We start from the raw sequence: 10,819 nt of genomic DNA, 5'->3' as shown, positions 1-10,819 counted from the left end.
AGCTTGCGAACTATCTAATTGGTGGGGCCGGTGCCGACAGCCTCAATGGCGGCGCGGGCAACGACACGTTCATCGGTGGGGCGGCCAGCGATACCTTCGTATTCGGCACTGGCTCGGGCACTGACACCGTATGTGATTTCACGCCGGGCAGCGATCTGATCGACGTCAGCGCTTATCACTTCGCCGACTTCGACAGCCTGATGGCGGCCACCACCGACGTCGGCTCTGGCGTCTTCATAACCCTCGATCCGGACAACTTAATGGCGCTCACCGGGGTCCTCAAAGCCCAGCTGACCGTTGTCGACTTCCTGTTGTAAGGAGGACGACTTCATACTCGTCGGGAAGTGAGTTTTCGCTATGCCGCCAAGTTCATGCGCGGTCGCCCCGTACCTAACAGTGCCTCACCGGAAAACAAGACCAATGAGTTCTGAGAGGTAAGGGGTCTCCGATAGTCGCCGCAACAGATGCGAATTCGATGGCTATTGGGGGGCGAGGCCGATTCTAGAAGTCCAAGACTGGCACACACTGCCGTTCACTGCGCCGGCGGCTCGTGACACCTTTTAGTGCGCCTTGATTTGCCGGCTTGACGATACGGGCGAATCCTAAAGCCGCGGAAAATCTGGCCAAAAGCGAAACTTGGCTGGGGGACCAGGATTCGAACCTAGACTAACCGGGTCAGAGCCGGTTGTTCTACCGTTAAACTATCCCCCAAACTGCGCCCAAGGCGGCACGGAAGGGCCGGCGCTTGGATTTAGCGATGGCGAGGCTGCTTGGCAAGCGGCCTTACGTCCCCCTTCTGCCGCATTTGTCGAATGTAGGCCTGACAGAGTGAGCGGCGTCCACCTAAAAACGAGCACGGACACTGTGGATATCGCGACCACAGCGCTGAACGCCGCAATTCAAATTCTGAAGGAGGAGCGGTAGGCTCGCGCTTGAGGCTCAACTTCAGGCGGGTGAGGGAGCTTTGCGGCCTATCACCCGTCGCCAAGGGGGCGTGGCGAACGGGCTCTTCCGACCGCTTGGCGTCGGGAGATTTCGGGCCAATCGGCAAGAACGTGCTCAGCCGCAGGTCTGCGTGTTCGGAATGTTCGAAGGAGCGGGAGAGTGCGGGCATTTTTTTGCAAGATTGCCGGCGTGGACCCGGTGGCCCTGGAGGACTGTCCTGCCACCGATCGGGTGTGGGCAGCCCAGCTCGGATTTTCCCTGCTCTTGAACTTCGTCGTCGTGTTCGGCCTGACCTACTACTCGATCGGCTATTTCCTTGGCGAAATCTATGCCCGGGTCTTCGTGGCGTTCATTGTGGCCGCTGTCGTCACAACGTTCGATCGCGCCTTGTTTCAGTTTGATTGGTTCACGGTCGCCTTGCTTCATGATGCGCGCGACCTCGATCGCGATCGTAATACGCCTTTGCGCCGCCTGGCCGCCTTTGCGCGCCCCTTCTGGAGGCTGTCGCTTCGCCTGCTGATCTCTCTCGCCATCGCCTACACCCTATCGGTATTCGCTGAACTCGCCGTGTTTGACGGGGCCATACGTGAAAGGATGGCTGCCGATAACTTCTCGCAAAATGCCCAGTACCGCCAAAAGATCGGCGACTTCGAAAAGGGCATCGATGAAAAAGCCGCGGCGCGGCGCGCCGTCATCATCCGCGTGGAAGGCGAGATAATCGCGCTGCAAAGGGGCTTCGTCTCGTATATCGACCAGGAGGAGTATGATCTGCTGCGACGGGATGCAGCCGACGCTCGCAGCCGCATTGCAACAATCGAGGGCACGCTGGCGGACAACGAAAAGCGCATAAATGACATGAATGAGGACATTTACGCCGAGCGCTATGGGATTAAGGACAAGCCCCACCGCACGGGCCGCCCCGGCTGCGAAGCGCCGAGCCTTTGCTACAATCTGGTTGTCACGGTCCGAGAGATGCGCGACGCCAATGACAAGCTGCGGAAGGAGGTTGACGCTCTTCGGGCGAGGGCAACGGAGCTCGAGGGCAAGGCCAGCGATCTCGTCAAGCGGCGCACTGCGTCTGAAAGCGAGGTTGTCACCGCCCGACGCAAGGAACTCGAGACGCTGCGCGCCGAGGCGGCCGCCTTTGAAGCTCAGAGGCCTGCATTGATTGCCGATTACGAAGCGCAGCTCAAGCGAGACGGCGTATATCTGCCTCTGCGTGACGATCCGATCATTCGCCTGGGCATCATGGATGAGCTTCGCCGCGACCCGGTGAGAGGGCCGGCCTTTACCCAGATGTCCTATCTGATCAAGGCGTTCATCGCGTTTCTCGAGCTGGCGCCGGTCCTGGCCAAGATCTTGTTTGCGCCGCCAACCGTTTATTCGGCCAGGATAAGGACGGCCGTCGCTCTAGGGCAAAGGCGGGCCCTGCGAGAAATGAACGACCACATCGACACGGCCTCGTTGAGCGTGATCAACGTCGTCGGCGTGAACGAGTCGCGTAATGCCGGACTGATCGCCAGTTCGGCCAGCACACCGCCTCCAAGGCTCGACAACCCCCAGCCGAAGGCTCTCGTGCCGCCGCGGCAAGGCCCGCCGCCTGAGCCTCTGCCGCGCTCCAGTTTTGGCGCACTCGAACAGGCGGCAATCTCTTGGCTCGGGGCATGGGTCGAGGCAAGTTCAGACCACCGGCGCGCCGCCGGCGATTACTACACCATCAGGCTGCCGTACGGTCCGCTGTTCGTCGCGTCGGACATGGCCATTGTCGACTATTGCCGCGCCCATTTTCTGAGGCAGGCGCGGTTCTTTGAACTTGGTATTGGCTTCGGCGAACTCAGCTTGTGCCTGGCCGTAAGCGGATTTAGTACGGTGGGGTTCGAATCTGACGCAGGTCGCTACGAAGCAGCCACTGCGCTGGCCGCCGCGCTGTCACGGCAAGGCTTCGATACCAGCCAACTGTCGCTGGTGCAGGGTTTGTTCCCGAATGTTCTTCAGGTCGACCGGATCGATATCGGCGGCGAAACCGTGTTGGTGTCAACCAACGTCACCAGCAACCTGATGATGGAAGCGATCGACAATGTCATCTGGTCGCTGCGCCTGTTCGACCATCTGATCATCGATCTCTCGCGCTTTGGCGAAGTGCGGGACGTGCCGTCGCAAAGGATCTTGATTGCTAAGCTACAGGAACTCGGGTTCAGGGAGACCGCGCCGGTCTATGCAATGGGCGATACAGACATCCGCCATTTTTCTCACAAGCAGAGTTCTGGCCGTAGCTTTCGGGGGACCGAGCCAGTTTAGAGCGACGACGACTTGACTCCGGATCAGGCCCCCTGAAGTGCTGCAATTTTGGTCATACCTTATTGGAGGTGAAAATCATCGTCTTGCAGGGTCACCATCTGGTGGCTGGTCCTTGACTGTTCAGCGGAGGCGGCGAAGACGAGGCCTGACAAGGCGTCTTCTACCCTTTTGATTGGCGGAGTGGTCCGCCCGACGCAGGCATTGAAAAAGCTCATCACGCTGCAAACGTCACCGTTGCCGTGGCCGCTGAGCTCGCGACCTTTTATGGACCATACAATCGGATCGCGGTCAGGGTCTGTATAGCCAATCGTAAAGCGGCCGTCTTCGAAGACACCATCGAGGCGCGCGGCGTCGCCAATGAGTGTGATCCGCCTTTCACTTCGCCTGGGTCCTTGCATCGCAAGGTAGTAAGTGCCCAGGGCATTTGAGCCACCTATGGATCGGGTCTGCGCGAATTTCGCAATGGCATGATCGGGTTTTTGCTTGAGTCCGCCAGCTAGGGAAGCATCCATGCCTCCGACATTGTCCTGGAGGAATTCGGCATCATGGCAAGTACGAGGAATGCCAAATCAGGCAGCGAGGGCCGGCTCCGCAGACCGAGAAAGAAAGTTGGGGAAAGCAAAGCTGCCCAGTTGGAGGCGATGCTACGCCGCCCGCAAGGCGCCACCATTAGCCAAATTGCATCCGCACTAGGTTGGCAACCTCACACAATAAGGGCTGCCATTTCTACCGGACCCAGGAAGACCAAGGGTCTGACGGTCACGATTACCAAGGAGGCCAACGGCGAGCGAGTTTACCGTGTCACGGGGTGATGATGCGCCCGGCGCACCTGAGCTAGAGGCCGCAGTGTCTGGGCTCAACGACCTAAACCTTTATGCGCTACGTCAACTTTGGTCAGACCGAATTGGACGACCTCCGCAACACCTGAGCGCTGATCTGCTTCGTCGCCGCTTGGCATATGAGCTTCAGTGCCGGGCTTACGGCACACTAAAACCGCAAGTCCGCCGGCGGCTTGGGCAACTCCACGAGGCGTTCAAGGCAGATCCGAACTATATGCCGTCGTTGGGACAGGCGCTTTCCGCGGGTATGGTCCTAGTGCGCAGCTGGCGGGGCGTTCGGCACAGAGTTACCGTCCGCAGAGGCGGCTTTGAATATCGAGGACACACGTACCAGTCCTTGTCGGAGATCGCCAAGCTCATCACAGGTGCACAATGGTCGGGCCCTGCGTTCTTCGGATATCGGCGGGCGCAACAGTGACTACATCCATCCGGCGCTGCGCCATCTATACCCGCAAGTCTTCAGAAGAGGGACTCGAGCAGAGCTTCAATTCATTAGAGGCTCAGCGCGAGGCCTGTGAGGCGTACATCAAGAGTCAGGCACATGAAGGTTGGCAACTGGTTAGTTCACTCTACGATGACGGCGGATACTCCGGCGGAAATATGGATCGGCCGGGCTTAGTGCGCTTAATGGACGATGTCGCGCAGAACCGCGTCGACATTATTGTAGTGTACAAGATCGATCGCTTGACGCGTTCACTTGCCGACTTCGCGAAGATCGTGGAAATCCTAGATCGTCACACGGCCTCGTTTGTGGCGGTCACGCAGCAGTTTAATACAACGACCTCAATGGGCCGGCTGACGCTGAACATATTGTTGTCTTTTGCTCAGTTTGAGCGAGAAGTTGCAAGCGAGCGCGTCCGTGACAAGATTGCCGCTTCTAAGAGGCGCGGAATGTGGATGGGCGGCAATGCGCCGCTTGGCTACGATCTCATAGAGAAGCGACTTGTGGCCAACGAAGTTGAAGCCGAATTGGTCAGAGCAATCTTCAGACGATACCTTGAGCTGGGGACCGTGACGTTGCTGATGGCCGATTCGGAACTGCGCGCTCGGCTGGCACGCATCAAGATCAAGAAAGGCAAGTGCTTAGGTGAGACGCGCTACGGTCGTGGCGCGTTGTACAACCTGCTTCGCAACGAAGTCTATATCGGCCGAGTCCGACATAAGAGTGCGTCATACCCCGGCCAACATGCGGCTATCATCGATCACAATGTCTGGCAGCAAGTACAGGGGCAGATGTCAGCTCAGCGCCCCGGTAAGCGTCTAGGACCGGTCCAAGATAGCGATAGTCCTCTCGGCGGCTTACTCTATGACGAGAACGGCAATTTGATGAGCCCTACTTTTACCAAGAAGCGGGGAGGGCTTTGCTATCGTTACTATGTCAGCCAAGCTGTACTGCAGAATCGCAAGCACAGATCGGGACCGGTCGCGCGGCTGCCAGCGACGTTGATCGAGGAGACGGTCGCCAACGCCTTAAAGCGACACCTGTCCGGGCGTTCTGATGATCAAACGAGCTGGCATAGTGGAACGGAGAGACCGGGCCTTCGAAATGCACTCGAACGTGTCGTGATCGCCAAAGAGCAAGTCGAAATATACCTTCGTGAGGGCACGCCGCGGAAGCTCGTAGTACCTGGTGTAGTGGCGCGGGCAGGAAAGGGGTTAACATTTCAAACTTTTGGCGCGGCGGCGCCGCATCGGAGCAAAAGGGAAGCTCTTCCGTTGGTGAGAGCCATTTGCCGGGCGCATTATTGGATGCAGCTGGTGGAAGCGGGAGCTGTGCGGTCCTACTCTGAGCTAGCAAGGCGTGAGCGCATGAACCCAGGGTATGTGCGGCGTATCATGCAGCTTGCATTCTTGGCACCAGACCTTGTTGAGGCCATCGTCAGTCACCGGCTGATCGCGAAAACGGGTGTCGTCCAGCTGACGGATTTGAGTATCCCGATGAATTGGCAGAAGCAACGAATGCTTTTTGCACCAGCGCTTAGGTGACGGAAGACAGCTCTGGTTTGACATGGCCGATAAGAGTTGTTCCAAAACGTCGCGCTTTGATATCTCGTTCACTGATTGCAACTAGCCGTGGCTTTACAACTTCCTCTCAGCCGCTTTGACTTGACTGCGTCGGCAAAGGAAGGGACGTGTCGTCGAGAGAAAGGGGTTGCTATGGCGGCGATACGTAGAAAATCAGCTATTCGTAGACGTTGTATGGTTGGCGGCATTGGAGATTTAGCGACATCGTCGTATGCGATCGCTCGTGCAGTACAAGATGCTAGTCTGTTCGAATTGGCCGAAGAGCTAATCGCGGCGGACCATATCCTGCAGGCAGCAGCAACAAAACTAGCATGTGCGGAACGCAAACTAGACCGGGCCGTACTTGAAGATCGCGAGCTTCCTACATGGTTCTTGGCTCGCGAAGAGGATGAAGCATCGGCCAGAACGGTAGTGGAATCGTTGTATGAGCAGATTGCTGAGACGCGCGCTCATACCAAAGCAGGCCTCGCCATTAAACTTAAGCTCTTGGGGGCTCTCTATTGTAATGATCCTACGGCAGCTCAGGACGATTGCGACGTAGATGTTCCGTCGCGCCTACTGCGATCGATGATCGAGGATGTGTTGCCGCCACTATGCAGCTGACCGCCTCGGCGAAACAGGCTTGTAGCTTCCTGTTAGGCGTCGGTAGGATGACGATCTGCGGCGATATGGGCGAGCATTCGCCACTTGAAGCGGGGGCAATGGCGAGGCGCCCCGTCATTATGGTCGCCGCAAATCTGGCCACACGGCATTGGCCCGCCGAGCGTGATTGAGTTTGTTAGCACGGGCCAAGGTTCGTTCGGCCTGACGCGGCGTCAGACCATGCATGAGGCACCCTTCCCGTGTCAGGGAAAGGGAGCAGTGCGCAGCACGATTTGCGTCGATCAATCTCAGCGCCTAACTGCGCTGCTTAAGGAAAGCCCACGGTCGTCCAGATGCACAAATCCTCAACGCGCCATTTCAGGCGTGCTCCAACGTCGTCAGTCATCAACGGCTCGCACACACAGCGCTGGTCTTCACGAAGCAGTGGTTGTTTTCGGCCACCGGATCGGCCTTACGTTGGCTGAGGCTTGTGCGGCAGCGCCGCGCGGCCTCAACAGCACCATCAGCATCATCGTCACTGGGCCGGCAATAGTGCTGGCTGGGAGCGGGGATGCTCGTCTCGACAATGCGCGAAGCGCCAGTTGTTCGTCCCGATGGGACTTGGGGGGTTAGACATGACCAATTTGTTGAACCGATCGGGCCGACGGGTTTTTGATCCTCTGATTCAGAAACTCGGAAGTTGGGGCGTGGACAGCGACACGGAAGTGGATGCCGTTCTCAATCGCATCAAGGTGAGAGCGGGCATCCGCCGAGGCGAAGACATTTTAGCCCCCGGCAGGTCGGCGAGACATTCAACGCTGCTGCTGGAGGGGGTCGCCTGCTTGTATGAGCGGCTCCCGGACGGCGACCGTCAGATCTACGCATTTCAGTATGCGGGTGACTTTTGTGATCTTCACCAGCATGTGTTGCCGGAAACCAACAATGAAGTCGCTGTAGCGGCTCTGACGGACTGCTCGATCGGCATCATCGAGCACAAGGACCTCGAGCAACTGATAGCGCAATATCCATCACTGGGCTTGGCCTTGTGGCGTGCCAGCATGCTCGAGGCCAGCATATTCCGCAAAAGATTGCTCAACGCTGGCCGACAGCCAGCGCTTCAGCGCCGCCCATCTCCTGTGCGAGCAGCTGGCCCGGCGGGAAGCGGTCGGCATCAACAGTGCAACCATTCCGCTGACCCAGATGGACCTGGCAGACGCGGCGGGCCTGTCGATCGTCCACATCAATCGCACCTTCCAGGAGCTTCGCCGGCTGAACATCCTGTCGAAGGGACGCACCATCAACGTAGTCGACAGAGAGCGACTCGCCGATTTGGCCAGTTTCGACGGCAACTATCTCAACATGCCGCAGCTGCTTTCACACTGGCAGGTCAAGATCGAGAGCGCTCAAAGCCAGCCAAAACATGACCTGCTATGTGTTATCCGCCCACTTCTGCGTCTTGGTCTCCACAACGCGCCCAAGCGTGTCCGAGAGTAGCCTGAACCTGTCCAACGCTTTGTCATTCGCTCGAGCTTCTCGTCGAGAGTTTGGGTTGGGAAGCCAAAAATTCCACATACCGCGCCGATGGCGTATTTCCGTCTATGCATAAGTCGGGGGCGGGGGTAGCTTTCCCGGTGGGAACCCTCTCCCACCCGAAACAGGTCGAAAGTTTGTGCGTCATGTGGAGGCACGCAGAAGGGGAGAACATGCTTCGCTTGCTCGTCGTGGCGGCTGCCACACTGCTGGCCAAAGTTGGCGTTGGCTCGAAGTCGATCACTCCAAGTTAAGAGGCCGGCTCATCCGCCTGTCCTCCGTACCAAGATCCTTGCTTGGCGCGGGATAGACAAGCAATCAAAGACGGCGTTCATCGCACGGCGACGAGCACGTCAACCGCGGCGCGACACGACGTGGCATTCGCTCGCCTACGGTTCACCTCGTCGCCGGATCCGTTTCGACAAGACCAAGGTACGGCTCTCGCGCTCATCCAGCGCTCAGTTCGCGGGACCGTCGAGAGCGGCGACTTGTTAAGCCCAAGCTTTACCAAGAAGAGAGGAACCGCACGCTGAGAGAGACTGATTTCTTCCGCGCGCGATCCGTTGGTTTTGGCGTTTCGGCAATGCCAAATGTCTAGCCGCTATCGACACTTTCAGGCTGAAAGTCTTCATCCTTCAAGGTCACCATTTGATGGCTGGTCCGTGAGCGTTCGGCGGAGGCGGCGAAAACGAGGCCGGCCAAGGCGTCCTGAGCCGTCTTGATGGGCGAAGGGGATCGTTCGACACAGGCATTAAAGAAGCTAGTCACGCTGGCGATGTCACCGCCGCCGTGACCGCTGAGTTTGGGTCCTTTTGTGGACCATACAAGTGGTTGGCGGTCGGGCTCTGTATAGGCAACGGTAAAGCGGCCGTCTTCGAAGACGCCGTCGAGCCGTGCTGCGTCGCCAATGAGCGTTATCCTCCTTTCGCTTCGAACTGGTCCTTGCATCGCGAGGTAGTAAGTGCCCCGCGTGCCACTCTCCAATTCGAAAGACACGACCTGATTATCGACGATCGGATCGTCCAACCGGAAGACACAGCGATCGAGGCCGTAGGCAGTCGGATCTGCGCGCTCGGCCTCGGTCCGATTTTCGTGAAGGCCGACATCAACGTAGGGACAACTGGCTCTCACCGCACATTGCGAGCAGAAGGGCGAGGGGGCCGGCCTATGGAATGTGCTCGAGCCTCCGAGGCTGCCGACAACACGAGGGCGCGAATCGAGGAGCCAGCAGACCAGATCAAGATCGTGGCATGATTTGTGAACGATCAAGCTGCCTGACGGATCAGCATCCGCATGCCATCGCCTCAGGAAGCTGGCGCCATGGGCGACGCTGAGTTGCTCGCTGAGGCTGATCACTCGAATCGGCCCCAATAGGTTTTGGCGGATGACGTTGCGGATCGCTTGGTAAAATGGAGCCCAGCGCAGCACATGGCCGAGCTGAAAGACGCGGCCACTGGCCATCCAGGCCGCGACAATCGCCTTTCCATCAGCAGTGGTGTTGGCGATTGGCTTTTCCAGAAAAACATGCTTGCTGGCGCGAAAAGCCTGCTCCGCGAAGACTCGATGAAGATGGTCGGGTAGCATAATGAACACCGCATCGACCGCTGGGTCCTCAAGCGCCGCGATGAAATCCGTACCGGTTCGGGTTTCCGGAAGGTTGATTTCCGCTTGCACCTGTGCAACGCGCGCCGGAGCGGCGTCGACAAGCCAAGCGATTTCAACTCCAGCAAAGCCGGCGATAATTCGAGCCAGGGCGCGACCACGATTGCCGAGCCCCACAAGCGCGCATCGAAGGGGCGGATCAGGTGCTGACCATTGTATGCCGCTTACTGGCGCAATGGTGCGCAGAACGCTTCTGGAGTCTGGAAGCGGGGGAGGCCGCTCCACCGAATAGATGCGGCCATTGGTATTGGGGTCGCTTCCATCGGAGCTGGAGAAGTAAACGACGCCCATCCACAAGGAGTACCGGCCATCGCCTGAGGCCTGGATGGTCGCGTGAACCGCATGGGCAGGCCCAAGTTCCGTACCGTTCTCCAGCAGCCGCAGGGATGATCGGTAAGGAGAGTCATTATTGTCGGTCTCATCCCCCAGCTGTGGCGGCAGTCTGGCGACCCACGCCATGCCACCATCGTGGCGAAAGGGGCGGGCCAAGTTCCATTTGCGTCGGCCGATGACCGATGTTTTTGCGTGTGCCATCTACAATACGTTCCAAGCACGTTATCCTCGGAGCGACAAGCTCCCAGAGTATTCTACACTCGACGTAGCAGTCGCATGGAGCTAAGCGTGCGCTGAACGTCCTGCATGGCTCCTCGGCGCACCGTTCTTGAGGCGCTTGAGAAATTCCTCCCCGCTCATCGTCGAATCGACCGGAGCCGCGGGGGAACTCCATCTGCCACTATCGATCTCTTCGATCTGTCTCGCCATGGCTTGCGATACGACGCGGGAGAACGGTCCGAGGTGAAGGTAGAAGGCAGCCATTGTTGCAACCGCCTGGAGCGCGCCGCGATTATTGCGGGCGCAGGCATAAAGCGCCCTGAGGTAGTAGCCAATGAGCAGGGGCTGCTCGCGGATGACTGACCTGAGGAGACGAACCAGGGCGG

Annotated in this window: 9 protein-coding genes, 1 tRNA gene and 2 pseudogenes; 8 read left to right on the top strand and 4 right to left on the bottom strand. The window is 58.4% G+C overall.

Annotated elements, in window-relative coordinates; all coding sequences use genetic code 11:
* On the top strand, positions 1-317 hold a 317-nt coding region (locus RSO01_RS49685), incomplete at its 5' end, for a M10 family metallopeptidase C-terminal domain-containing protein (RefSeq protein ID WP_174825997.1).
* 320 nt (positions 318-637) lie between these two features.
* On the opposite strand, the gene RSO01_RS43915 is transcribed toward RSO01_RS49685, so the two are convergent.
* Positions 638-711 (bottom strand) — tRNA-Gln (locus RSO01_RS43915).
* A 393-nt stretch (positions 712-1,104) separates the two neighbouring features.
* Between RSO01_RS43915 and RSO01_RS43910 the strand changes: the two genes are divergently transcribed.
* A complete protein-coding gene (locus RSO01_RS43910; RefSeq protein ID WP_170303829.1) occupies positions 1,105-3,243 on the top strand; it encodes a DUF4407 domain-containing protein in 2,139 nt (712 codons plus the stop codon).
* A gap of 59 nt (positions 3,244-3,302) precedes the next feature.
* Here RSO01_RS43910 and RSO01_RS43905 read toward each other — a convergent pair whose 3' ends face one another.
* Positions 3,303-3,755, bottom strand: coding sequence for a hypothetical protein (locus RSO01_RS43905; RefSeq protein WP_147156935.1), 453 nt, complete (start codon positions 3,753-3,755; stop codon positions 3,303-3,305).
* Positions 3,756-3,788: 33 nt separating this feature from the next.
* On the opposite strand from RSO01_RS43905, the gene RSO01_RS49680 reads away from it, so the two are divergent.
* From RSO01_RS49680 to RSO01_RS48090, 6 genes and pseudogenes are all read left to right on the top strand, one after another.
* Positions 3,789-4,055, top strand: a complete 267-nt coding sequence (locus RSO01_RS49680; protein ID WP_147156934.1) for a DUF3489 domain-containing protein — start codon at positions 3,789-3,791, stop codon at positions 4,053-4,055.
* Positions 4,042-4,500: a DUF2924 domain-containing protein gene (locus RSO01_RS50175; protein WP_147156933.1), complete on the top strand. Its 459-nt coding sequence runs from the start codon at positions 4,042-4,044 to the stop codon at positions 4,498-4,500. The genes RSO01_RS49680 and RSO01_RS50175 overlap by 14 nt, the downstream gene beginning before the upstream one ends.
* Complete coding sequence (locus tag RSO01_RS43890) at positions 4,497-6,068, top strand: recombinase family protein (protein WP_170303827.1); 1,572 nt, start codon at positions 4,497-4,499, stop codon at positions 6,066-6,068. Before RSO01_RS50175 ends, RSO01_RS43890 begins: the two co-directional genes overlap by 4 nt.
* Before the next feature lie 213 nt (positions 6,069-6,281).
* The gene (locus tag RSO01_RS43885; RefSeq protein ID WP_147156931.1) at positions 6,282-6,710 is read left to right on the top strand and encodes a hypothetical protein; all 429 of its coding nucleotides are present in this window, start codon (positions 6,282-6,284) and stop codon (positions 6,708-6,710) included.
* Between the two features lie 593 nt (positions 6,711-7,303).
* Positions 7,304-7,654: pseudogene (locus RSO01_RS50170) on the top strand (hypothetical protein); the annotation flags it as partial.
* A gap of 85 nt (positions 7,655-7,739) precedes the next feature.
* A complete protein-coding gene (locus tag RSO01_RS48090) occupies positions 7,740-8,183 on the top strand; it encodes a helix-turn-helix domain-containing protein (RefSeq protein WP_170303826.1) in 444 nt (147 codons plus the stop codon).
* Between the two features lie 630 nt (positions 8,184-8,813).
* On the opposite strand, the gene RSO01_RS43875 is transcribed toward RSO01_RS48090, so the two are convergent.
* On the bottom strand, positions 8,814-10,340 hold the full coding sequence (locus RSO01_RS43875) for a Gfo/Idh/MocA family protein (protein ID WP_170303825.1): 1,527 nt from the start codon (positions 10,338-10,340) through the stop codon (positions 8,814-8,816).
* 156 nt (positions 10,341-10,496) lie between these two features.
* Positions 10,497-10,819: pseudogene (locus RSO01_RS48695) on the bottom strand (hypothetical protein); the annotation flags it as partial.

Origin of the sequence: Reyranella soli, from assembly GCF_007992495.1 — a bacterium.
Lineage (GTDB): Bacteria > Pseudomonadota > Alphaproteobacteria > Reyranellales > Reyranellaceae > Reyranella > Reyranella soli.
The sequence above is the reverse complement of the archived record's forward strand: the minus strand, read 5'-3'. Positions and strand labels throughout refer to the sequence as shown.

What these genes read in the sequence shown, in the direction of transcription:
- RSO01_RS43875 (WP_170303825.1), bottom strand. Translation starts at nt 10,340, where the DNA reads ATGGCGTGGGTCGCCAGACTGCCGCCACAGCTGGGGGATGAGACCGAC.
- RSO01_RS49680 (WP_147156934.1), top strand. Translation starts at nt 3,789, where the DNA reads ATGGCAAGTACGAGGAATGCCAAATCAGGCAGCGAGGGCCGGCTCCGC.
- RSO01_RS43885 (WP_147156931.1), top strand. Translation starts at nt 6,282, where the DNA reads ATGGTTGGCGGCATTGGAGATTTAGCGACATCGTCGTATGCGATCGCT.
- RSO01_RS43905 (WP_147156935.1), bottom strand. Translation starts at nt 3,755, where the DNA reads ATGGATGCTTCCCTAGCTGGCGGACTCAAGCAAAAACCCGATCATGCC.